Here is a 23,929-nt window from a genome sequence, read left to right as displayed (position 1 = left end):
TATTTCATTTGGTGTATACTACATTGAAATGAAAATTATCAGAAATATTTGGAGGAAATAATGTCAGAAACAGTAAATCCAATTGTAAAAATTGAAATGGAAAATGGCCAGACCATGGAAGTGGAACTGTATCCCGAAGTTGCCCCGATCACCGTTGAAAACTTTTTAACCCTGGTCAATGATGGGTTCTATAATGGCTTAATTTTTCATCGAGTCATTCCCGGTTTTATGATTCAGGGCGGATGCCCCCAGGGTACTGGCATGGGCGGCCCGGGACACACTATATTAGGTGAGTTTTCCGGCAATGGCGTTGTCAATGACCTAAAACACGTCAAGGGTGTCATTTCGATGGCCCGTTCCGGGATGCCAAATTCGGCCGGTTCACAATTTTTTATCATGGTTGATGATGCACCATTCTTAGATGGTCAGTATGCCGCTTTTGGCAAGGTGATTTCCGGCATTGAAACAGCGGATGCCATTGTGGCGGTGGACCGTGATCGATCCGATAAACCCTATAACGATCAGGTCATCAAAAAAATTGAAGTTGTGTCCTGAATTATATTTTGAAATCATCCTGCTTTTATGATAAAATAAAATAAAAAGGATGTGAGCGCAATGGCAAAGTATTGTCCCAAATGTTACGCCGGGATCAGTTCCGAAGATGTAGTTTGTGGTAACTGTGGTAATGTTTTGAAGGAAAATCCTGGTGAAGTTGAAGATTTCACGGCAGGCGTTTTCGACAATGAAAATCTTTCTCATGATGTTTCCGGAAAAGAGATTCCTGGGGATACCCCGGATGAAGAGAGCTTATCGCAAGAAATTGTTGCCGATGAAATCATTGCTGATGGTATTGTCGAGGAAACGGTTATTATCTCAGAAACCATCACAACGACACCCCCAGAATCGACGCAAAGTGGATCATCCTATCAGGCTCCACCAAGATCTCAGGCAGTTCCGGATAATGCCGAAGCCCCGATGACACTTGGTGACTGGATGCTGACCCTGCTGCTCTTGTATATTCCGATTGTCAATATCGTGATGCTGATTATCTGGAGCGTTGATTCAAAAACTGCAGCCACGAAAAAACACTTTGCCTGGGCAACCTTGATCTTTATGGGCATCGGGATTGTCCTCTCGATTATCTTCTCCAGCATCGTAATGGCCATTGTCGCATCGATGATGCAGTCGATGTATTATTACTAAAATTCACACCGAAAAAGAAAAGAACCGTCAGCTGACGGTTCTTTTTACGTTCATGATACTTTTAATAATCAACCGGGTCTTCGACACAACTGATAATGGCGTTTTTAAAGGCTTCACAGGCAGTCCGGCAATTAGCCTGGGTACCCGTCAGGATGGCGCCACTGAGGTTTGAATTGGTCGGTGGTCCGAAAAATTTTACCACTTCCACATCGGCAACTGTCAAAGCTTCATCGATACCTACAACCCCTTCCAGGGCCGGAGCAAACAGAAAAGCAATCGAGGAACCCATCGGCAGGCCGTAGGTTTTTGAAAAATACTTGCCGATCTTGGGAACCAACTGGGCATAAATCAGGTTACTGTCATCTTCATTAACGCTGTAAACACTGGCTTTATTCTCAGCGTAGTCACGAATATAGCGCAGTCCATTTTCAACGTCAGAGATGGTTGGGCCAGTAATGACACCGAATACCTGACCGTCGTTGAGGCCGGCGCCAGCTCCATAAAGGGTTTTTACGTAGGCGACCTCAACATTGGAGTTTTTGGTAGCTTCGTCGGCGGCAGTAACCGACGCCATCATATTGGGTGGTAAAGATCCCGATGTCAATACAACCCTCCGGCAATTCAAATTCCTCCAACATGATGTCTTCAACAGCGGTAAGCAATTTACTATAAACAAGTTCGCATTTAATTCGATCTCCAGTCATGGCATCATCTCCTTTTGTGAATTTTGTGAAAATTTACTTATTAACTATAATAGCATTTATTTTGTTCTGGAACAATAAAAAAAAGCAGCACTACGGGTAGTTATCTGCTTTTTGAGGCTGCTTGGATGATCAGGCATTAATCATTTGGTCATACTATCAATGGCACCGTATTTGCGGAACCGTTGATAGCGGTTGTTGATCAATTGGTCGTGATCGAGAGCCTGGTTTTTTTGAAAACATTTATATAATCCGATTTTTAATTCCCGATAGACGTTTTTGAAATCACGATGGTTCTCCGATATAATCTTATCGATGACCTGGAGCTCCAATAAGTCTTGAGCGGTCAGCTTTAGGCAATTAGCCGCATCTTTGGTTTTGGAAGCGTCTTTCCAGAGAATACTGGCACAGCCTTCCGGTGAGATCACCGAATAGATGGCATTTTCCAGCATCCAGACCTCGTCGGCCACTCCCAGGGCCAAAGCGCCACCACTACCACCTTCGCCAATCACAACCGACAGAATCGGAACCTTTAGGCTCATCATCTCCATCAGATTATTGGCAATGGCTAGTCCCTGGCCCCGTTCTTCGGCACCGATTCCACAAAAGGCACCGGATGTGTCAATTAGACAAACAATCGGGCGATTGAATTTTTCGGCCAGTTTCATCTGCCGTAGGGCCTTGCGGTAACCTTCCGGATGAGCGGAGCCAAAGTTACGTTTGACCCGGGATTTGGTATTCTGACCTCGTTCCTGGGCAATGACGGTCACTGGCATGTCCATCAGGTGACCCAGACCGGAAATTACTGCCGGGTCGTCACCAAAACAGCGGTCGCCATGCAATTCAATAAAATCGGTAAAGAGATTATCAATAAAATCCTGTCCGGTCGGACGGGTCTTTTTCCGGGCCAGGGCAACCCGTTTATATGCTTCCATTTTGATCACCACCTTTGGGAATCCCGTGAAGGGTTAATAATTGTGTCAGGGTTTCTTTTTGGGTGCTACGGGGAACAATCGCATCGACAAAGCCTTTTTCCAGTAAAAACTCGGCCCGTTGAAAGCCTTTGGGTAAACGCTGACGAATGGTCTGCTCAATCACCCGGGGGCCAGCAAAGGCAATTAAGGCTTCCGGTTCAGCCAGAATAATATCGCCTTCCATGGCGAAGCTGGCAGTGACACCGCCAGTGGTTGGGTCGGTGAGGATGGTCAGGTAAAGCAGACCGGCATCACTGTGTCGTTTGACGGCACCGCTGGTTTTAGCCATTTGCATCAGTGCCAGCATCCCTTCCTGCATCCGGGCGCCACCGGAAACGGTGTAGCCAATCACCGGGAGCTGGTGTTTTAGGGCGTATTCAAAGATTAACGTGATCTTCTCTCCGACAACCTGTCCCATACTGCCCATCATAAAGGTGGCTTCCATAACGAATAGAGCTACCTTCCGATTGTCAATTTTTCCGGTGCCAATAATGACTCCTTCGTTTTCGTGGCTGAAAAGGGCGGCCTGCTCTAGTTTTTCATCGTATCCGGGAAAACCCAGACGATTGGTTGAGGACAGCTCATGATACTGCTCCACAAAGGTATCCTGATCAATAATCATATTCAGGCGTTGGCGGGCATTGATCCGAAAATGATGTCCGCACTTGGGGCAGACGTGGAAGTTGCTTTCTAAATCGGAGGTGAAGCTCAACTGCTTGCAGGATGGACAGCTTCGGCATAATTCCGAGGGAATCGCCGGATCGGTTTTACGCTTGATTCGGTGCTGGGCTTCCAGTTCATTTTTCGGTTTTTTAAATAGACCTTTACTAAGCATTTAAACCCTCCATTTTTATTCCGGCAAAGTCTTGCCAAATTCATTTTCCATAAAATCAGTAAAGTAATCGCCCGCAATAAATAAGGGGTGACTAAGAATATCCAACTGCACCTGGCTGGTGTGGTCAATTCCTTCAATCACCAGCTCACACAGGGCGGCTTTCATTTTGCGGATCGTCAGCTCCCTGGTTTTAGAGTGGACAATCAGTTTACCAACCATCGAATCATAATAGGGCGGAATCGCATAGCCCTGATAGAGCAGGGTGTCGAAACGCACCCAGGGGCCACCGGGTACATGAAGAAAGTTGATGGTGCCGCAGTTGGGCCTGAAATCGAGCAGGGGATTTTCGGCATTGATTCGGCATTCGATGGCGTGGCCCTGAATATGGACATCCTCCTGACCAAAGGTCAGAGGTAATCCAGCCGCAATCCGGATCTGCCATTTGACAATATCCACCCCGGTCACCATTTCGGTAATTGGATGTTCGACCTGCAACCGGGTGTTCATTTCCATAAAGTAAAAATGACCCTGCGCATCCATTAAAAATTCGATGGTACCGGCATTTTCATAGCCAATGGCCAGCGCCGCCTGGCGGGAAACTTCCATCATTGCCATGCGGATTTCTGGGGTCAGGGAAGGGGAAGGGCTTTCTTCCAGCAACTTCTGATTCTTGCGTTGCACCGAGCACTCCCGTTCACCCAGTGCCACCACATGCTGATGCTGATCGCAAAGTAATTGAATTTCGATGTGCTTGACTCGGGTTAAAAACTTTTCCAGATAAACCCCATCGTCATTAAAAGCATTTTGGGCTTCCTGCCGGGCCAGCGAATATTCGTTTAAGAAATCCTCGGATCGTTCCACCAGTCGGATGCCTTTACCACCACCGCCAGACCGGGCCTTGACTAATAATGGATAGCCAATTTCATCGGCTTTGCGATGGGCTTCATCGGGATCACTTATAATATCGGTACCAGGGACAATGGGAACGCCAGCGGCCGCCATGGTGGCCCGGGCCTGATCCTTATCGCCCATTTTTGAAATGATTTCCCAGCTCGGTCCGATAAAGGCAATCCCGCATTGGGCGCAGAGCCGGGCGAACTTGGGATTTTCCGATAAAAGTCCGTAACCGGGGTGGATGGCTTCCGCCCCGGTTAATACGGCCGCCGATAAAATTGCCGAAATATTCAGATAGGAATCTGTCACAGCTGCCGGGCCAATACAAATACTTTCATCGGCTAGGCTAACGTGAAGGCTGTTTTCATCTGCGGTGGAAAAGACGGCCACAGTTGCAACGCCCATTTCCTTACAGGCACGGATAATCCGCAACGCAATTTCGCCCCGATTGGCAATCAGTATCTTTGAAAACATCGGAAGCCTCCTTACTCAATCAGGGCAAACGAAAATTCTCCGACTACCGCCACCTTGCCGTTCACTGATCCCGAACCGCTGGCAAAATAAAACGGCGGTTTGGATTTTGTCAAACTGCAGGTAATTTCAATGGTATCGCCAACGCGAACTTTTTCTTTGAATTTTACTTTATTCAGACCAGTAAAGTAGGGGGTTTTGTTGGCACCTTCTAACTCAGCCAATAAGACACAGCTGGTCTGAGCCATAATTTCGCAGAGGATGACCCCTGGTACGACCGGGTTACCGGGAAAATGGCCCTGTAAAAAAAACTCATCGCCGGTAACCGTGTAGCGACCAGTGGCGGTGGTGTCATCTATTTTTTCAGCCTCATCAATCAGCAGCATCGGCTCACGGTGAGGCAGGATCTTCTTTAATTCATCACGTTTCATTCTGATTTCCTTCTGAATTTTTCTAAAATTCGCTTTTGTAATTGCTTAATCACAACAAGATTTAACCGTACCGAATGGGATCAGTACGGTATCGATTTTACGTTAAAATATTAGTCCTCTACAATGCGATAGAGTACCTGGCCGAATTCCACAACCTGGCCGTTGCTGACGCATACTTCCATAATGGTACCGGCGGTTTCGGCGGTAATTTCGTTCATCAGCTTCATCGCTTCAATGATACATAGGGTATCACCGTCAGCAAAGTGTTGTCCCTTGGTCACATAGGGCGGCTTCCCGGGTTGACTACTTTGGTAAAAAACACCCACCATCGGGGATTTAATTTCTTTCCACTCGGCATTGTTAGAGACTTCAGGAGTTTCGGCTATCACAGGCAGATCTTGTGGGGGCTGTGGCGCAGTGATCGTTATTTGTGGTTCACAAGAAGTTGCTTCTCCTGTGAAAGTCAAACCGCTTTCCCGTTTCATTTCGATTTTCAGGTTGCCCTGATCCAGAGCCAGACTGGTCAGTTTTTCGGCCGACATGATTTTCGCCAGGGCTTGAATGGTTTCAGTCGTTAATTCCATTACTTATTCTCCTCTACTTAACAAATGCCAGACACGCATTGTGACCACCAAATCCAAGGGAAATCGACAGGGCGATATCACTTTCTACTGCCCGTTTCTGATTGGGAACATAATCCAGGTCACAGTCCGGGTCAGCTTCCTGATAGCCAATGGTGGGGGGAATAATGCCGTCTTTTAAAGCCAACACTGAGGCAATCGCTTCGATGGCACCGGCAGCGCCTAACATATGTCCAGTCATTGATTTGGTCGAGCTGACCAGGGTGCGGCTGATATGCTCACCCAGGGCATTTTTAATGGCAATGGTTTCTGATTTATCGTTAAGGGGGGTACTGGTACCGTGGGCATTGACATAGATCTGAGCTTCTTCGAAACTGACACCGCTCCGGGTTGCTTCGTCTATCGCCAGATGGATGGCCCGGGTTCCGCCGATGGCGTCAGGGTGGGGGGCTGTAATATGGTAGGCGTCACAGGTATTGCCGTAGCCGACAATTTCGCCATAAATTTTAGCGCCCCGGTTCAGGGCCGATTCCCTTTCTTCCAGCACCAGGGCACCAGCGCCTTCGCTCATGACAAAACCGCTGCGATTCTTATCAAAGGGAATCGAGGCCCGGGCCGGGTCGTTAACGGTTGTTAACGCCGTTAAATTTGTGAAACCGGCCACTGATAGTGGCGAAATACTGGCTTCGGTACCGCCAGCAATAATCGCATCAGCATAACCGTGTTTGATACTGCGAAAGGCTTCACCTATTGAATGGGTGCCAGTGGCGCAGGCCGTAACAATTGGCAAGCAGGGTCCCTGCGCATTATAGCGAATGGCAATGGTGCCAGCAGCGATGTTTGAAATCATCATCGGGATAAAGAAGGGTGAAATCCGACTGGGACCTTTTTCATCCATTTTGTGGCATTCATCAATAAAGGTATGAATACCACCGATGCCGGAACCGATAAAAACACCCAGTCGGCTGGGATCGACATGAGCCTGGACACCGCTGTCTTCCATCGCCTGAACAGCCGCACCAATGCCGTATTGGGTAAATAGATCGGTTTTGCGGATTTCACTTTTTTTAATATAATCAAGGGGTTCAAAATCATGAACCTCACCTGCAATTTTCACTTTTAAGTCGGTGGTATCAAACTTTTTAATAAAGTCGATGCCGCATTTTCCGTTTGTCAGGTTTTCCCAAAAACGTTCTACAGTGCTACCCACTGGAGAAACGGCACCGCATCCTGTTATAACAACTCGTCGATTCATAAATTACTCCTAAATATAGAGACCGCCATCAACTTTAATGACTTCTCCTGTAATATAGCCGGATAAATCGCTACTTAAATAAACGCAGAGATTGGCAATGTCATCAGCCTGTCCCAAACGTTTTAAGGGAATTTGTTTGAGTATTTCTATCTTTATTTCGGGTTTTAATGCCTTAGTCATATCGGTATCAATAAAACCGGGGGCAATGGCATTACAGGTAACTCCCCGCAGCGCCATTTCTTTGGCAGCTGACTTGGTCAGGCCGATCAGTCCAGCTTTGGCAGCGGCGTAATTACATTGGCCGACGTTACCCATCAGACCGGAAACTGAAGAAATATTGATAATTCGCCCTTTACGCTGCTTAAGCAGGTAGGCCCCGACGTGTTTGGTCATGTTAAAAGCGCCTTTTAAGTTGGTGTTGATGACGCTGTCAAAATCTTCTTCTTTCATGGCGATTAATAACTTATCATTCGTAATACCGGCATTGTTCACCAGGATGTCCAAGCCGCCAAAATCGTTAATAATTTGAGCAACCAGTTCTTTAGTGGCACTGAAGTCAGCGACATCACATTGATAGCTTCTGGCCTGAACACCAAAAGCCAGCAATTCCGCAATGGTAGCTTCAGCATTTATTTGACTACCGCGGTAGATAATGGCGACATTTCCATGGGCTTCAGCAATTTTCAGGGCGATCGCCCGGCCAATTCCTTTGGCACCACCAGTGATGAGTGCAGTTTTTCCTGTTAGCATGTAAAAGTCCATTCCTTTCCAGCGTTTTTAGCTTCCAGATAATCGGTCAACAGGGTTTCAACGTGATGACAGGTTACTGATTTGTCAATTTTTTTAAGAATCCGCCCAGGGTTTTGCCGGGGCCACATTCAATAAAGGTAGTAAATCCATCGGCGATCATATTGCGCATGGTTTGTTCCCATAATACGGGATGATTGATCTGGTGCAGAATGTAGGACCGGATATCCACCGGCGCATCAGGGTAGGGCTTGGCATAGGCGTTGGAATAGAGGGGAATTGACGCTTCAGTGAAGGTCAATTCATAGATCCGCTTTTCAAGCAGTTTAGTGGCATAGGTCATAAAAGGCGAGTGAAAACCGCCAGACAGGGTCAGGGGAATACCCCGGCCGCCCAGCTCTTTAACCCGGGTTAAAAACAATTCCTGATCGGCTTTTAAAAGTGCGACAACCAGCTGCCCGGGACAATTATAGTTAACCGGGTAACACTGGTTGAATTCCTTGCAGAGTGCTTCCACTTTGGGATTTTCAAGTTTTAAAACCGCTACCATGGTTGCAGGCGTCATCTGTGCGGCCTCTTCCATCGCCCGACCACGCTTTTTAACAAACTTTAAACCATCGTCCATTGACAGAACTCCGGCGGCTACCAATCCGGTTACTTCCCCCAGCGAGAATCCAGCGATTCCCTGGGCTTCAACGCCAACACATTGCAAAGCAGCCAGGGCTGCCAATTCGACAGCAAAAATACAGGGTTGGGTGTTTTCGGTTTGATTGAGGGCTTCGGAAGGCCCTTCAAAACAGAGGGCAGTGGTGCCCTGATGAACGGCATTAACTTGGTCAAAAATCGTTCGCGAAGACACGCAGTGTTCGTAGAGGGGTTTGCCCATACCAACATACTGAGATCCCTGACCCGGGAAAAGCAGTGCTATTTTACCCATTGTAAGCCTCCTTTTAATACTGTTTCGGTTTCTTTGGCCAGTGTTAAGATGATTTCCTTCACGCTTTGTTTTTCTTTTATCATGCCGGCAATCTGGCCAGCCATGAAGCAACCTTTTTGAGAATCACCTTCCTGAGCGGCAATGCGAAGGGCACCCCGACCGTATTCTTCCAGAGCTTCAGGTGGCGCAGTTGGGTCATTTTCCAATTTTATGAAATCTTTTGAGAAGGTTGTTTTCAGAGATCGGACCGGATGACCCAATGTTCGTCCACTGAGGATGGTGTCAATATCTTTGGCTTTAATAATTTTATCTTTATAATTTTCATGGATGTTGGTTTCTTGGGCGACTAAGAATCGGGTGCCCAGTTGAACGCCCACGGCCCCCAGCATCAGCGCTGCAGCGATCCCCCGGCCATCACCGATACCACCGGCAGCGATGACCGGAATTGAAACTGCGTCACAGACCTGGGGAATCAATGGCATGGTGGCCATTTCGCCGACATGTCCGCCGGATTCACCACCTTCGGCAATTACGGCGGTGGCGCCTGCCCGCTCGGAAAACCGTGCCAACCCGGTGGAAGGCACGACAGGAATCACTTTAATACCGGCTTCAATCCACATTTTCATAAATTTTCCGGGATTGCCAGCTCCGGTAGTAACCACCGGAACCTTTTCATCAATCAGTACCTGGGCAATTTTATCGACATGGGGGTTCATCAGCATGACATTGACCCCAAAAGGTTTATCCGTCAAGCTTTTTACTTTGATAATTTCGGTGCGGAGCCAATTTTCATCGGCGTTCATTGACGAAATAATCCCTAAACCACCTGCATTTGACACGGCAGCCGCAAGCTGAGCATCGGATATCCACGCCATTCCTCCTTGAAGAATGGGAAATTCAATGTTTAATAGATCGCAGAGTGGTGTTTTAATCATCCTATTTCACCTAAGCGATTGCTTTTTCGATCAGCTCTACCACATCACCAATCGTTGTCAGTTCGCCATCCATTTCAATGCTGGTATCAAAGGCTTCTTCGATTTCCATAACCAGTTCTACCGTATCCAGTGAGTCCAGTTCCAGTTCTTCGAAGGTTGAATCCATTGTTACTTCCAGATCCTGTTCATCTTTGTAATTCCGTAAAATTTCCACTACTTTTTCTAATACCATTTGATTAATCCTCCTAAGATTATAAAATAAATTTTTACTTGAGATTGGTTTAGTTGCTTTAGTAATTATAATTGTTAGCAGACCCTATCAGGCCCATTCAATTACACAGGCGCCAGTTGTCAGTCCGCCACCAAAAGCGGTTAAGGCAATTCGGGTACCGGATTTGAATAAACCATTGCGGTTTAGTTCATCCAATACCAGAGGAATACTGGCTGCAGAAGTATTGCCGCAGCCGTCGACCCGCAGAACAAATTTGTCGATTGATAACTTCAGGCGTTTGGCCGCCCCTTCGATAATCCGCTGGTTGGCCTGATGGGGAATAATATAATCAAGATCAGCAAGAGCAATACCGGCTTTTTGTGTCACCGAGCGTAAATCACTGCAGATGGCAGCTACCGCAAAGCGATAAACCTCCGGCCCATCCATCAGCAGATAGGGGGCTGGATGGGGTTGTCCTGTGGTCAGGGGATGGTTACCCTTGGGCCAAGGAATACTTAAGGCATGCTGATTTCCGACGGCAGTCAGTTGGATCGCTTTGAGGCTGTCGCCGCTGGTCAGCACCGTCGCACCGGCACCATCGCCAAAAAGAACGGCGGTAGCCCGATCCTGCCAGTCCACCAGTTTGGACATCGCATCCACCGCAATGACTAAAATTTTCATGTCACCATTGCGGGAAAAATAGGCATCAGCCACGTCCAGCCCATAGACAAAGCCAGAACAGGCCGCATTAAGGTCAAAACTGGGGCAGGTCGCACCAAGTTGTTCCTGAATCAGGCAGGCCAGAGAAGGAGTGACAGTATCACCGCCAAGGGTGGGGCAGATAATCAGATCGAGCTCAGCTGGTTTGATTTGGGCGTTTGCCAGAGCGTTCACACTGGCTTCCAGAGCGATATCCAAAATGGACTCATCGACACAAATATGCCTGGCTTCAATGCCAGTTCGAGAAACGATCCACTCATGGGACGTATCTAGAAACTGGGCGAGGTCTTCGTTGGTCTGAATTGTTTTGGGCAACGCAGAACCGGTTCCGATAATTGTAAAGGACATTTGTTCCTCCAAACATCAAGGCGCAGACGACTCATCTTCGTCAGCGAGTCTTGATAATTTTTTTCTGAAAAAACCATTTAATTTTTCCATGCCATGAATTAAAACTTCTTTTTCTTCATCAGTCATTTCTTTAGAAATATCTTTCACCATCTTTACATGAAAATACTGGTGAATTTTATCGATTCGCAAGCCCTTGTCGGTAAGACGGACGTAAACAACTCGTCCATCGGTATTGCTTTTTTCTACTACAATATATTTATGGTCATAGTACCTAACAACCAGTTAGGACATTATCCATCTTGTTGCTTAAGCTGTTAGAATGTAAGAGCAATAGGTATATCGTCTGCCTTTCTTGGACTTCGCGTCCGTAAAAAAGACTGATAACCGGCTCCTCATTCGCAGCGTTCGTTTTATGCAGGTTGAACTGCTGTCCTACAGTACGTTCGTGTCACACCACAGTAGATTGAATAGGCAATGAGTAAAACTGGTGTTTATCCATTGCAATAATTTTAAGGAGTGACAAATTTATGAACATGAACGCAGTAGGTATTGATGTTTCCAAGGGCAAAAGCATGATCGCTATTATCCGCCCGTATGGTGAGATTGTTTCTTTGCCTTTTGAGATTCGCCACACTTCCAAAGAAATCCGTTCTCTCATCAACCAGATCCAATCCATTGACGGCGAATCCCGCATCGTTATGGAGCATACGGGTCGTTATTATGAGCCACTGGCACGTGAGCTTTCTCAGGCAAATCTTTTTGTAAGTGCCATAAATCCTAAGCTTATTAAAGATTTCGGTGACAACTCTCTACGTAAAGTCAAATCTGATAAAGCAGATGCTATTAAAATAGCGCGTTATGCTCTTGACAGTTGGAATGATTTGAAACAGTATAATCTTATGGATGAAATACGTAATCAGTTAAAAACAATGAACCGTCAGTTTGGTTTTTACATGAAGCACAAAACGGCTATGAAAAATAATTTTATCGGCATACTTGATCAAACCTATCCAGGTGTCAATACTTACTTCAACAGCCCTGCTCGTGATGATGGCAGCCAGAAATGGGTTGATTTCGCTGCTGCATACTGGCATGTAGACTGTGTTCGTAAAATGTCTCTTCACGCTTTCACCGTCCATTATCAGAAATGGTGTAAGCGAAATAAGTACAACTTCAGTCAATTAAAAGCTGAAGAAATCTATGGAGCAGCAAAGGAACTTGTTCCTGTACTTCCTAAAGATCATTTGACCAAACTCATTGTGAAACAAGCTGTCGATCAATTAAACATTGCTTCCAAAACTGTAGAATCACTTCGTACTCTGATGAATGAAACCGCATCCAAACTTCCTGAATACTCAATCGTCATGGGAATGAAAGGTGTTGGATCATCTCTTGGCCCTCAGTTGATTGCTGAAATCGGCGATGTTACACGGTTTACACATAAGGGTGCTCTTACTGCCTTTGCAGGCGTTGATCCAGGTGTTAACCAGTCTGGAACCTATGAACAAAAAAGTGTCCATACTTCCAAACGAGGTTCTTCGTCTTTGCGTAAAACGCTATTTCAGGTCATGGATGCTCTTATCAAAACCAAGCCACAAGATGATGCTGTTTATCAGTTTCTCGACAAGAAACGTGCTCAGGGTAAACCTTACTATGTTTACATGACTGCAGGCGCTAATAAGTTTCTGCGTATCTACTATGGTAGAGTAAAAGAATACCTGCTGTCTCTTTCGTAACACTTACCACAGATTTCCTAATCTTCAGACCAACGATATTTGCTGGTCTTTTTGTCGTGCTTATTTCTTGAATATACTTTTTTTTACAAAGCTCTCAATTTCCTATTGACTTTTTATTTGCAGGCTTTTTTTACATACCCCTTCTTGGCCAGTTTATTAATGGCTACTGTTACTGAGGGGAGGGTAATGTTTAGACTTTGGGCAAGATCACTTATGGTTCTTCCATCATTTGTATTTTTTCCCACATGCTCAATCAGATGCATTTCATTGATTGATAAATCAATATTTGTCGATTGCTTGAGTAAATCCTCTTCAAACTTTAAAATATTATTGAATGTATCAACCAGAACGGCGTTGAGTTGGGAAGAAAAAGAGTCCAAAGGGTCACCTCCATATTTATTAGATTGTCTAACTAATTATAGCGCTAAAAAAATATTTGTCAAGAAAAGCTCTGGCTCTGGACAGTTTCTTAGAAGCTCTTAAGACTTTACAGCTCTCTAAAAACGACTTTTTAACCAAGCTCACTGGTTAATTCGTTCATTAAGGCTTCCACGGTAGTGATTTCTGAGATCTTATAGGCGTTGGCCCCTGAAAAAACATAGCCGTTATCGAGATCGCCTTTTCTACCAGCAATCAATGCCAAACCGATACAGTAGGGTGCCGTTTTATAGTCACAACTCTTGATACAGTTGATGGGACAGTTTTTAGGATGGCGCAATCCAGCTTTGACTTCTTCCAGAAAGCGGTTGTGAATGGCCCGGCCTGGCAAACCAGCAGGACTGACAATGATCTCAATGTCGGCTTTGGTTGCTTTAACCATAGCTTCTTTAAAGGCCTGTGAGGCATCGCATTCGATGGTAGTGACGAAGCGGGAACCAATCTGAACGGCATCGGCACCAGCTGCCAGCGTTTCTCGGACATCGGCTGCTGTGGTAATTCCGCCACCGGCGATTAAAGGGATGTGTCGTCCAACCAGATCCTCATAGGGTTTGATTTCTTCCAATACGCCGGGAATTAATGCTGGCAGCGCTTGTTCAGCCAACCGTTCGGGCGTCAGATCTTCAGTTTTAAAACCTAAATGACCGCCCGCCAGGGGACCTTCCAGAACGATGGCATCGGGAGCAACTTCGTAGTGGCGCCACCAGTGTTTTAAGATCAGCTTGGCCACTCGCTTTGATGAAATAATTGGTGCAATCCTAGTTAAGGAATTGCGGGTTAGTTCCGGCAGGGTTAAGGGCAGGCCGGCACCGGCAAAAATGATATCATATCCGGTTTGTACCGCATCTTTGACCAGTTGCTCGTATTGGGTTAAGGCCACCATGATATTAATTCCGATGGGTCGATTGCCGGATAGCGCTTTGGCTCGTTTAAAGTGATCCGTCATTGCTTGTCGATTGGCCAGCTTGGGATTTTTTTTATAGTCAGGGTAATCACTACCCATTTCCACTGCCGATAAAACACCGAGACCGCCAAGTTTTGAGACATGTCCGGCCAGATTAGAAAGTGAAACACCGATCCCCATGCCTCCCTGGACAATCGGCTTGGAAAATTCAAGATTTCCAATATTAAATTGAGTTTTCAAAAAAAAACCTCCTTTGCAATTATTCTTGCGATTGGAGGTAATCATAGCATATCGAGAATTAATCTGTAAAGAAAAAGCTAAATCTCGGTTATTTTTTCCGGAGTATCCTGTTTTGTTTTAAGAAATGCTGTCTTTAAAAAGGACCACTTGGTTTCAGCGGTGAGAATACCCATAAAAATAACCAGACAACCCAAAAACATCATCAACGTAAAATCTTCGCCAAGGATCATGATTGATAACAGACTGCCAAAGACCGCTTCAAGACTAAGGATAATGGCGGCATGGGTGGAATTGGTATATTTTTGGGCCACTGTTTGTCCTAAAAATGCCAGGAAGGTACAGAATATCCCCAGATACAAGCCATTGATCAGACCAGGTATCGGGATCGCCAGAGTAAACTCGCCAGTTAGTAAAACATAGGCTAAGGATACAATTGCCGCAAAACCCAGTTGAATCACGGTTAAGGCAAAAGGATCATGTTCTTTTGAGTAAATCCCCACCACGACAATATGACAGGCGTATAATAAGGCACAGAGCAGGGTAAGGGCATCCCCGGGATTAAAAGAAAAGCCAACCGAAAAATCGATGGTCAACAGGGCCAGCCCCAACAGCATAATAAAGGCAGCTACAAAATTATACTGATCCGGCCGATGTTTTTTAACGGCCCAGTAAATAAAGGGCACCATAATTACATTGGTCGCCGTTAAAAAGGCCTGTTTTCCGGCCAGCATATATTGCAGACCAATCATCTGGGCGGCAAAAGCAGTGAATAGAAAAAAGCCAATCACACAACCGGCCTTAATTGTATCCTTTGAGAGGTTCTTTAAATTTTTCCGAAAAATAAATCCGGATAACAGGGAAGCAACGGCGAATCGGACCGTCATCAACATCATTGGTGACATGGAGTCCAGAGCATTTTTTGACGCAACAAAACCGCTGCCCCAGACAAAAGCCACTGCTACCAGCCCCAGATCAGCAAAGAGTGCTTGTTTTTTTATTTTTTCCATGATGATATCCTTTCTCAGGTTCTGGTTTAATTATAACTAAATTAATCAGAGATGGCAAAAATATTTTGGTTTCCCCGATTAAAATGAGTTATAATAGAGAAGAAATATATAAATCACATAAGGACGAATAAATGAAACTTGTATTGGTTAGACATGTAGAAACTTTTGGAAATGTGGAACATCGCCTCAATGGTCACACCGAATCCGATTATACGCCCCGGGGCGAGGCCATGAAAGAAATTCTGGTGGAAGAACTGATTGCCTTGGATAAGAAACTGTCATTTGATAAAATCTTTGCCAGTCCAACGACCCGGGCTTACAAAATTGCCCAGGCAGTGGGCGCAGTAACCGGGAAAGAGATTCAAGTCGATCACCGCCTCCGTGAATTCAACTTCGGGATCTTTGAAGGAAAAACCCGGGACGAATGCATCGAAATTTTCCAGTCTGAGTGGGATCAATGGATGGCAAATTATATAAATTACAGAGTCCCTCAGGGTCAGAGCCAACGGGAATATCATGATCTTTGCGCCGAATTTTTAACCGAACTGACCGAAGGCGAAACGGTTCTGATGGTGGCTCACGGTGGTACGATCCACGGCATGTTGACCAATATGCTGAATCTGCCGCTGGACTGTAAATGGCATTTTGACATTAAATTGGGCAGCATCACGATGATTGATTATAACCACGGCTTTGGAATGCTATCCCATATGACCACACCACCCTATGATGAACTGATCCCACACCCAACCCCCTTGACGGATGCCAAAAAATCTGCCATGCGGGCGGCTGCACGAGCCGAAGCGAAAGCCAAAGCAGCCCATAAAAAAAGAAATAATATAAGTCAGAGAGGAACTAAAATGCTTGTAGTCGCTTATGATAACCGTAGTGATTTTGAAATTGATGAAACGGTATTGGAAGAGGTCGAAGATGCAATGGTACGAACGCTCCTTCACCAGCAAATTGAGGTGGAGTGTGAAGTGAGTTTTTCATTTGTCAGCACCTCCGAAATAAGAGATCTGAATCGGGAGTACCGGGATAAAGATTCTGTCACCGATGTCCTGTCCTTTCCGATGTATGAAGATTTCATGAATAATCGGGAGTCAATTATCGAAGACAATCCGTTTTTGCCCTTGTTACTCGGTGATATTGTTATCTGCATCCAGCAGGCAAAAGCCCAGGCCAAAGAATACGGAAATACCCTGACCCGGGAGCTTTCCTATCTGTCGGTGCACAGTGTATTGCACCTGTTGGGTTATGACCATCTGAAAGATGATGAAAAATCGGTGATGCGTCGCATTGAAAAAGAAATTATGGGTGACGACTAAAGCCTTGCCCCAGTCGCATCCTTCTATCAAGCAAATGAATCAGGAGGTGGGGACGATCAGACGAAAGCTACAAAAGAGTTTTTCTTTTGCCATTGAAGGTATTTTACACACCCTCAAAACCCAGCCGAATATGCGCATTCACTTTGGCATCGGTTTATTGGCGGTGGCCTGCGGTTTTATCTTTAAAATCGAAAACTATGAATGGCTGGCGCTGGTGATTGTAATTGGCTTTGTTTTTATCCTCGAAATTATCAACACCGCCATTGAAACCCTGGTGGACCTTTATACCGAAGAATACCATCATCTGGCCAAGGTTGCCAAAGACACCGCCGCCGGAGCCGTAATGGTAGCAGCCATCATGTCAATCTGCGTGGGGCTGATTATCTTTTTACCCAAAATTATCAATTGGTTTTTTTAACCAGAGAAAGAATGTGAATAATGAACAAAAACTTTAAATCCGGCTTTATCAGTATCGTCGGTCGTCCGAATGTCGGAAAATCGACCTTGCTTAATAATATTATGGGGGAGAAACTGGTGATTACTTCGGCCAAACCCCAAACCACCCGCAATGCAATTCGTTGTATTTATACCGATGAGCAGGCCCAGATGGTTTTTATTGACACTCCGGGAATGCACCGTCCCAAAAACCGCTTAGGTGACTACATGCAAAAAGCGGCGGAAAATACCGTTGCTGACGTGGATGTGGTTTTATACCTGGTTGAGCCCGAAACAAAAATTGGGCCCGGCGATCAATATATTCTGGAGAAGCTGGGAGCCAGCAAGACCCCGGTTGTTTTAGTCATCAACAAAATTGATTTGTTGCCCAAAGAAGAACTGCTAATCACCATTGCGGCATATCAAAAATACGATTTCCTTAAAGCCATTATTCCGATTTCGGCGGTTACCGGAGATGGTGTTAAAGAACTGCTGGATCTGATAACCGACCTGCTCAGTCCGGGTCCGATGTTTTTCCCCGCTGATATGATTATTGATCAATCCGAACGCTGGATTGTCCAGGAGCTGATCCGTGAAAAGATCCTTAACCTTTTAAATGATGAAGTTCCCCACGGTATTGCTGTCGAAGTAACGGCTATGAAACCCCGAAAAGGGAAGGATATTATTGATATCGAAGCGACCATTTTCTGTGAGCGCAAAACCCATAAAGGGATTTTAATCGGCAAGGGCGGCTCGATGCTGACCAAGATTGGTTCGCAAGCCCGGAAAGATATTGAATTTTTCCTCAAAACCCAAATCAATCTGCAACTCTGGGTGAAGGTTCGCACGGATTGGCGGGATAAGAATTTTGATCTGAAAGATTTAGGCTATTTTGAATAAATTTTTCGGTTTGGAGCAATATGGCACTGATTAAAACAAAAGGCCTGATCATCAGAGAGCAGCCCTACAAAGAACAGGATAAGATTCTGACCATTTTCACCGAAGATGAGGGTAAGATCCAATGTATTGCCCGAGGCGTCCGGCGTCAGAAAAGTGGTCTTTTAGCCAGCACTCAAATTTTTGCCTATAGTGAATTTGTCTATTATCCCGGCAAGAATTTTGGCATCATCAATCAGGCCAATTTAATCGAAGCCTTCTATCCCTTGCGAACTGATCTGACCAAAATGGCCCTGGCTTCATATTTACTGGACTTGATGTATAACACCTACGAATTTTATCAGAAAAGTCCGGAGATTTTAAAACTGCTGCTCCATGTGTTGTTTTATATCTCCGGCGGCAAAGCCAGAAATGACCTGGTTCTGGTCGGAGCCTTTCAAATGAAGCTGGTCAGCTACTTAGGCTATCGTCCTGTTCTGGAGACGTGCATGGGTTGTCAGCATGATCAGGCGTTAAGCCACTTCAGTATTGAACAAAATGGCCTGGTCTGCCGGGACTGCCGGGAACAAAGCCCGGGCTATCTCTATAAGCTAAGCCCAGCCATGCTGGAACTGCTCCGGGACTTTTTAAAACAACCGATTAAACAGCTCAAAGACCGGGAGATCAACCCAGCTGAAGCCGTAAAAATTAGTGATCTGCTGGATCATTATATCAGCTGTTGCATCGGGAAATCTTCCAAAGCCTATGCTTTTTATAAAACCATGCTCAACCCCTAAATCAGTTGGAAAATACGAAAAATATAAATTAAAAAGGAGATTATGATGGGAAACTACAAAATGGCGCATACAATGATTCGGGTATTGGATTTAAACCGCTCTCTGGCGTTTTACAAAGAAGCGCTGGGATTTGAGGAAGTACGACGACGGGACGAACCGACCTATGAGTTTACGCTGGTGTTTTTAGGCGACGGCGATCCCAACGGTCATCAGTTGGAACTGACCTATAACTATGGTCAGGTTGTTCCCTATGATTTGGGCACTGCCTACGGTCATTTAGCCGTCGTGGTTGATGATCTTGAAGCATCCTGGGCCGCGCACGACGCAAAGGGCTACCAACCCACTGAGCCAAAAGGTTTAAGTGGTGATGGTAAACCCCGTTATTATTTTATTACTGACCCGGACGGCTATAAAATTGAAATCATCCGGAAGTAAAAGTTTGCCATGATAAGAGAGGGAGTACCTCTCTTTTTTTTAACTAATTTCTGGTTAAGTGAAAGGGGGCTATGAAAAACGATTGTCATCATCCGAAATGAAAAGCATTATCAGGCTAGAACCTTCGAATATTTGATCCTATCGGGGGTAAGAATTATATTAAAATACTATTCTAATTTGTACTGAGATATGGAGTCGCAATTGGAGAAAAAACGAATCAAACTGGCTATTTTATCAGTTGCATCACTTTTAATGATATCAATGACCGCTTCTGCCATTCTTGCCGATATCGAACAGCATTACCCCAATGTGTCAGAAACCATGATTCAAATGGTTTTGACCCTACCGGCGTTATTGGGGGTGATTTTTGCATTTGCTGCAGGTCCACTCTCAATGCGGATCTCAAAAAAGAGTCTTGTGATTTTTAGTCTAACTTGCGGGCTCTCTGGTGGATTGATGGGATTGATACTGGGGCCGCTGGCGATTGAATATTTATGGCTTTCCAGTGTTTTGATTGGTGTCGGTCAAGGAATTAATGCAACAATAACTCTGGCCTTAATCACCGTTTATTTTTCTGGCGAAGAAAGCGGGGCGATGATGGGACTCCAATCGGCTTTTCTTAATGGCGGTAGTATGGTGCTGTTGTTTACTTCCGGTTTGCTGGCTAATATAAAATGGAATGGAGCTTATCTGGTTTATCTGGCTTTTCTACCGGTTCTTGTGATTGTCATAAAATATTTGCCCCATGATCAGCCGCTTCCAGCGACCCAACTAAAAGCAAGAAATCGTACTGAAAAACTAAATGGTACCGTCTATTTTATTGCCCTGATCATCTTTTTATTTGGCAGCTGCTTTTTTGTTTTTCAGACTAACATAGCGCTGCTGGTGGTGAGCAAGGGCTATGGGGATGCGACGCTTAGCGGTATCATCAACACCCTGATATCAGCAGCCGGAATGATCACCGGTTTTCGTTACAGCCATATCATCCACCGCCTAAAAACAATGACAATAACCGTCGGAATCGCAGTTGTGGGACTGGGGATGAGCCTAATATTTTTTCTGGGATCGTTAGTCAGTATCTGTGTTGCCGCTCTTTTTATCGGATTTGGAATTGGTGTTGTTATGCCAACAGGAATTTATCTGGCCGCCAACGCAGTAAGAAAAGAGAATCAATCCACTGCCATTGCATTGGTAACGGCAGCGGTCAATTTAGGAATGTTTGTCTCACCCTTAATCTTTGATTGGATATCGCTCCAGATCCCTGACAGTGATATAAGTATCAAGTTTATGATCGCATCACTTTGCTTGCTGCTATTGGCAGTAGTATTTGCAATGAGTCGTCGATTTGTTTTAAATAAGCCGCAATAGAATTATGCATCGTATCGAAGTTTAGAAATTATCAAATCCTTATCTGTACCGGATTCGTACGAATTGATCGAAGTAAAGGAGAGCTCACCATGAGAAATCATTTAAAAAAAATCACCATCACCGTAATATGGGGAGTTGTTTTTACGAGCCTGGTTTTGTTGCTCTGTTTTCCAATGATTGGCCATGCCCTTAATGAGAATAAACGGGTGTTGTTTATCAGTTCATACAGTGAAAGTTTCCCAACGGTTCCGCTGCAAATTAAGGGGATTCAGTCTGCGCTTGATGAGAAAGTCAGTCTGGATATTGAATATATGGATACAAAGCGGCTTGATACTGCAGAGAATAAACAACTGTTTTATGAAAATCTAGCTTATAAATTAAAAAATCTGCCGCCTTATGACGCCGTGCTCGTTGGGGATGATAATGCCTTACAGTTTATGATCGATCATCACGATACGCTGTTTCCCCAAATACCGGTGGTGTTTTTCGGAATTAATGATTTCGAGCGGGGGAAAGTAGCGGCCGAAAGCCCTTACTTTACTGGAATGTTCGAGAAATTTTCAATGGTCGAAACGATTAAAATCGCCCATAAATTCAATCCTAAAGCTTCTCAAGTTATTGGTATTGTGGACTCATCCCTGACCGGACAAGGTGATCAGGGGCAATTTCTGGCCACTCAAAGTGAATTTAGTGATCTTGATTTTCGGGTCTTAAACGTATCGGATTATACCTTTGCTGAGTTTGAGGAAGTGCTTAAAAATCTTAATGACGATGCAATTCTTTTATACCTGAGTATGAACCAGGACAAAAACGGTGTTGTCAAAGACTTAAACGATCAGTATCAGTTTTTGAAAGATAATACCACCATACCGGTCTATCGAACCAGTATTGGCGGAATTGGTGAAGGCATATTGGGCGGAAAACTGATTGACTACGAGGCCTTTGGACGGATCTCTGGCAATTTAATCATGGATATATTAAATGGCAAGTCCGTGGAATCAATGGGTCTTATTGAGGATACACCCTATTACTATATATTTGATTATGATCTCATTAAAAAATTCAATATTCCCGAGTCGCTGATTCCCAAAAATGCTGTATTAATTAATAAAGAACCCTCGCCTCTGGAAAAATATCGGGAAATTTTTGTTAGCATCGGGGTTCTGATACTTTTTCTTTTGACTGTTTCATTAATTCTTATCGTCGATAATTTAAAACGACGTGCCATTCAAAAACAATTACAGGAAAGTTATGAGAGTCTAAAAATAACCAATGATCATCTTGAAAAAACTGAAGACAAATTGAGATCTCAGTATGAGGTCATTGAAAAAAGTCTCAAAGAAGTCGGAATCCTGAATCAGAAATATGCCATTGCGACAGAAATTACAAATAGTGCAGTTTGGGAATTGGATTTAGATACTAATGAAATTCTGATATCTGATAACTTTTCTTATGTCAGTCGAATCCCCAATGAAAACGAAAAATTTGAAGATTTATTGAGTCGATTAACCGATCCGGAACACAAAAACAGATTATTATCCGAAATACAGTCCTACTGTGCTGGGCGTAAAAATGAAATTGATATTCAGATTCCCATTAACGATGAGAATAATAAAGTAAAATGGCTACTATTCCGGGGCAGAGGAATATCACAGGGCAATGGTCTTATTAAACAAATTCATGGAATTCTCATGGACACGACACGAATGAAGGAACAGGAGGACTATATTGAATACCTTGCTACCCATGATTTTTTAACCGATTTGCCAAATCGAATGAGCTTTTTAGAAAAACTTGCGGATGCACTGGAATCTGGCAAACCTGGCGCCGTTTTATTGTTTGATATCGATAACTTTAAAGCGATCAATGATACCCAGGGACATGTCTATGGTGATGAGATCTTAAAAATGATTGCTCATCGACTCAGTGACCTTTCCAATGAAAAGACGTTTGTTTCCCGTTTTGGCGGAGATGAGTTCCTGATTTTAATAAAAAATGTTAATGGAACGCAAGAAGTTGAAAATTTCGCTCAAATTATAAAAGCAGCCTTTGACAAAGCATTTGTACTCAACGGCAAAGCCAATAATATCAATATCAGTATGGGATTAACCTGTTTTCCGGAAGACAGTTGTGATATCAATCAAATTATAATGAATGCTGATACAGCGATGTATCATGTTAAACATAGCGGCAAAAACAACTACATCTTTTATTACTCTGAAATGAAAGATATTATTAATACCCGAATCGAAATAGAAGCAATTATTCGAGAAGCCTTAGAAACGGATGGTTTCAAACTTCTGTATCAGCCACAAGTCGATTTGTGTTCAGCTCAAATCCATGGGTTCGAAGCATTATTGCGATTTAAAGATCATAATATCCGACCAGATCAATTTATTCCAGTTGCAGAAGATACGGGTCTAATTATCAATATCGGTCGTTGGGTTGCTAAAACGGCTATTGAACAATTTGCTAAATGGCGAGATATGGGGCTCGGAGAAAAAATAATTGCGATTAATTATTCCAGTAAACAATTGAAGGATAGAGATTTTATCGCGTATCTGGGGCAACTCATAAGGACTCATGCAGTTAAACCAGAAATGATTGAAATTGAAATTACAGAAAGCATTCTGCTGGAGAATGATAATGAAACGATGTTTTTTTTACAGGGATTAAAAGATGCTGGTTTCAAAATCGCCCTGGATGACTTTGGTACCGGCTATTCATCTCTGAATTATCTGACATATATACCAGTTGATAAGGTTAAGTTGGATAAATCCATCAATGATAAGTTTCTAAACCTCAAAAACAATCAGGTCATGGATAGTCTAATTTCATTGGCACATAGTCTAAAGCTAGAAATCACCGCAGAGGGGATTGAAGATTGGGATCAATATTGGCAATTAAAGCGTGGCGGTTGCAACTATATTCAGGGCTATCTTTTCAGTAAACCGCTGGATTCAGCAGCGATAGAAAATATTTTTAATCATATCTTTGAAATAACTGATGAAAATTAAACCCATAAATCATTGATAAAAACAAAATTATTTAAGAAGGCCATCCATTTTTGCCAATAGCAAATGGATGGCCTTTGACAGAGCAATTACAACAGTCAAATTTTT

At 44.2% G+C, this 23,929-nt stretch carries 26 protein-coding genes; 10 read left to right on the top strand and 16 right to left on the bottom strand.

Features of this window, described 5'->3' with window-relative positions; all coding sequences use genetic code 11:
- Nucleotides 1–60 precede the first annotated feature (60 nt).
- Both CHL1_RS09090 and CHL1_RS09085 read left to right on the top strand, forming a co-directional pair.
- On the top strand, nt 61–555 hold the full coding sequence (locus CHL1_RS09090) for a peptidylprolyl isomerase (RefSeq protein ID WP_070372250.1): 495 nt from the start codon (nt 61–63) through the stop codon (nt 553–555).
- A gap of 60 nt (nt 556–615) precedes the next feature.
- On the top strand, nt 616–1,203 hold the full coding sequence (locus CHL1_RS09085) for a zinc ribbon domain-containing protein (protein ID WP_084633734.1): 588 nt from the start codon (nt 616–618) through the stop codon (nt 1,201–1,203).
- A gap of 61 nt (nt 1,204–1,264) precedes the next feature.
- Here CHL1_RS09085 and CHL1_RS09080 read toward each other — a convergent pair whose 3' ends face one another.
- From CHL1_RS09080 to CHL1_RS09020, 13 genes are all read right to left on the bottom strand, one after another.
- Entirely contained in the window at nt 1,265–1,807 is a 543-nt protein-coding gene (locus CHL1_RS09080; RefSeq protein ID WP_250936193.1) for a BMC domain-containing protein, read from the bottom strand.
- On the bottom strand, nt 1,728–1,907 hold the full coding sequence (locus CHL1_RS09075; RefSeq protein WP_250936191.1) for a hypothetical protein: 180 nt from the start codon (nt 1,905–1,907) through the stop codon (nt 1,728–1,730). The genes CHL1_RS09080 and CHL1_RS09075 overlap by 80 nt, the downstream gene beginning before the upstream one ends.
- A 140-nt stretch (nt 1,908–2,047) precedes the next feature.
- Nucleotides 2,048–2,839, bottom strand: coding sequence for an acetyl-CoA carboxylase carboxyltransferase subunit alpha (locus tag CHL1_RS09070; protein ID WP_148637122.1), 792 nt, complete (start codon nt 2,837–2,839; stop codon nt 2,048–2,050).
- Nucleotides 2,826–3,713 carry an acetyl-CoA carboxylase, carboxyltransferase subunit beta gene (gene accD, locus CHL1_RS09065; RefSeq protein WP_070372247.1) on the bottom strand — a complete coding sequence of 296 codons (888 nt, stop codon included), beginning with the start codon at nt 3,711–3,713 and terminating at the stop codon, nt 2,826–2,828. The genes CHL1_RS09070 and accD overlap by 14 nt, the downstream gene beginning before the upstream one ends.
- A 15-nt stretch (nt 3,714–3,728) precedes the next feature.
- Entirely contained in the window at nt 3,729–5,081 is a 1,353-nt protein-coding gene (gene accC / locus CHL1_RS09060; protein WP_070372246.1) for an acetyl-CoA carboxylase biotin carboxylase subunit, read from the bottom strand.
- 11 nt (nt 5,082–5,092) lie between these two features.
- A complete protein-coding gene (gene fabZ, locus CHL1_RS09055; protein WP_250936189.1) occupies nt 5,093–5,509 on the bottom strand; it encodes a 3-hydroxyacyl-ACP dehydratase FabZ in 417 nt (138 codons plus the stop codon).
- 110 nt (nt 5,510–5,619) lie between these two features.
- Nucleotides 5,620–6,093 carry an acetyl-CoA carboxylase biotin carboxyl carrier protein gene (gene accB, locus CHL1_RS09050; protein ID WP_070372244.1) on the bottom strand — a complete coding sequence of 158 codons (474 nt, stop codon included), beginning with the start codon at nt 6,091–6,093 and terminating at the stop codon, nt 5,620–5,622.
- Between the two features lie 13 nt (nt 6,094–6,106).
- On the bottom strand, nt 6,107–7,345 hold the full coding sequence (gene fabF / locus CHL1_RS09045) for a beta-ketoacyl-ACP synthase II (RefSeq protein ID WP_250936187.1): 1,239 nt from the start codon (nt 7,343–7,345) through the stop codon (nt 6,107–6,109).
- 9 nt (nt 7,346–7,354) lie between these two features.
- Complete coding sequence (gene fabG / locus CHL1_RS09040) at nt 7,355–8,095, bottom strand: 3-oxoacyl-[acyl-carrier-protein] reductase (RefSeq protein WP_250936185.1); 741 nt, start codon at nt 8,093–8,095, stop codon at nt 7,355–7,357.
- A 73-nt stretch (nt 8,096–8,168) separates the two neighbouring features.
- Nucleotides 8,169–9,029, bottom strand: coding sequence for an ACP S-malonyltransferase (locus tag CHL1_RS09035; protein ID WP_250936183.1), 861 nt, complete (start codon nt 9,027–9,029; stop codon nt 8,169–8,171).
- On the bottom strand, nt 9,017–9,964 hold the full coding sequence (gene fabK, locus CHL1_RS09030) for an enoyl-[acyl-carrier-protein] reductase FabK (protein WP_070372240.1): 948 nt from the start codon (nt 9,962–9,964) through the stop codon (nt 9,017–9,019). The genes CHL1_RS09035 and fabK overlap by 13 nt, the downstream gene beginning before the upstream one ends.
- Before the next feature lie 10 nt (nt 9,965–9,974).
- Nucleotides 9,975–10,196 (bottom strand): acyl carrier protein, encoded by a 222-nt coding sequence (locus CHL1_RS09025; RefSeq protein ID WP_070372239.1) that lies wholly within the window; start codon nt 10,194–10,196, stop codon nt 9,975–9,977.
- A gap of 87 nt (nt 10,197–10,283) precedes the next feature.
- A complete protein-coding gene (locus CHL1_RS09020; RefSeq protein ID WP_070372238.1) occupies nt 10,284–11,243 on the bottom strand; it encodes a beta-ketoacyl-ACP synthase III in 960 nt (319 codons plus the stop codon).
- A gap of 533 nt (nt 11,244–11,776) precedes the next feature.
- Here CHL1_RS09020 and CHL1_RS09015 point away from each other — a divergent pair.
- The gene (locus tag CHL1_RS09015) at nt 11,777–12,979 is read left to right on the top strand and encodes an IS110 family RNA-guided transposase (RefSeq protein ID WP_187389181.1); all 1,203 of its coding nucleotides are present in this window, start codon (nt 11,777–11,779) and stop codon (nt 12,977–12,979) included.
- A gap of 113 nt (nt 12,980–13,092) precedes the next feature.
- Here the strand turns inward: CHL1_RS09015 and CHL1_RS09010 are convergent, their stop codons facing one another.
- The 3 genes from CHL1_RS09010 to CHL1_RS09000 all read right to left on the bottom strand — a co-directional run bounded on the left by CHL1_RS09010 (nt 13,093) and on the right by CHL1_RS09000 (nt 15,568).
- Nucleotides 13,093–13,359, bottom strand: a complete 267-nt coding sequence (locus tag CHL1_RS09010) for a MarR family transcriptional regulator (RefSeq protein ID WP_250936181.1) — start codon at nt 13,357–13,359, stop codon at nt 13,093–13,095.
- A 131-nt stretch (nt 13,360–13,490) separates the two neighbouring features.
- Nucleotides 13,491–14,561, bottom strand: coding sequence for an NAD(P)H-dependent flavin oxidoreductase (locus CHL1_RS09005; protein ID WP_250936179.1), 1,071 nt, complete (start codon nt 14,559–14,561; stop codon nt 13,491–13,493).
- 77 nt (nt 14,562–14,638) lie between these two features.
- Entirely contained in the window at nt 14,639–15,568 is a 930-nt protein-coding gene (locus tag CHL1_RS09000; RefSeq protein WP_228879696.1) for a DMT family transporter, read from the bottom strand.
- A gap of 131 nt (nt 15,569–15,699) precedes the next feature.
- Between CHL1_RS09000 and ybeY the strand changes: the two genes are divergently transcribed.
- The 7 genes from ybeY (at nt 15,700) to CHL1_RS08965 (ending at nt 23,824) form a co-directional block, all read left to right on the top strand.
- Nucleotides 15,700–16,896 (top strand): rRNA maturation RNase YbeY, encoded by a 1,197-nt coding sequence (gene ybeY / locus CHL1_RS08995; protein WP_250936178.1) that lies wholly within the window; start codon nt 15,700–15,702, stop codon nt 16,894–16,896.
- Nucleotides 16,868–17,314 (top strand): diacylglycerol kinase family protein, encoded by a 447-nt coding sequence (locus CHL1_RS08990; RefSeq protein WP_338078307.1) that lies wholly within the window; start codon nt 16,868–16,870, stop codon nt 17,312–17,314. Before ybeY ends, CHL1_RS08990 begins: the two co-directional genes overlap by 29 nt.
- A gap of 20 nt (nt 17,315–17,334) precedes the next feature.
- Nucleotides 17,335–18,231: a GTPase Era gene (gene era / locus CHL1_RS08985; protein ID WP_070372231.1), complete on the top strand. Its 897-nt coding sequence runs from the start codon at nt 17,335–17,337 to the stop codon at nt 18,229–18,231.
- A gap of 20 nt (nt 18,232–18,251) precedes the next feature.
- Nucleotides 18,252–19,004 carry a DNA repair protein RecO gene (gene recO, locus CHL1_RS08980; protein WP_250936167.1) on the top strand — a complete coding sequence of 251 codons (753 nt, stop codon included), beginning with the start codon at nt 18,252–18,254 and terminating at the stop codon, nt 19,002–19,004.
- A 45-nt stretch (nt 19,005–19,049) separates the two neighbouring features.
- Nucleotides 19,050–19,439, top strand: coding sequence for a VOC family protein (locus tag CHL1_RS08975; RefSeq protein ID WP_250936165.1), 390 nt, complete (start codon nt 19,050–19,052; stop codon nt 19,437–19,439).
- 201 nt (nt 19,440–19,640) lie between these two features.
- Nucleotides 19,641–20,807: an MFS transporter gene (locus CHL1_RS08970; protein WP_250936163.1), complete on the top strand. Its 1,167-nt coding sequence runs from the start codon at nt 19,641–19,643 to the stop codon at nt 20,805–20,807.
- Nucleotides 20,808–20,896: 89 nt separating this feature from the next.
- A complete protein-coding gene (locus tag CHL1_RS08965) occupies nt 20,897–23,824 on the top strand; it encodes an EAL domain-containing protein (RefSeq protein WP_250936161.1) in 2,928 nt (975 codons plus the stop codon).
- The last annotated feature ends 105 nt before the right edge of the window (nt 23,825–23,929 follow it).

The sequence above is a fragment of the Acetobacterium wieringae genome (assembly GCF_023700225.1).
Classification (GTDB): Bacteria; Bacillota; Clostridia; order Eubacteriales; family Eubacteriaceae; genus Acetobacterium; species Acetobacterium wieringae.
This window is presented reverse-complemented; position numbering and strand designations above follow the sequence as displayed.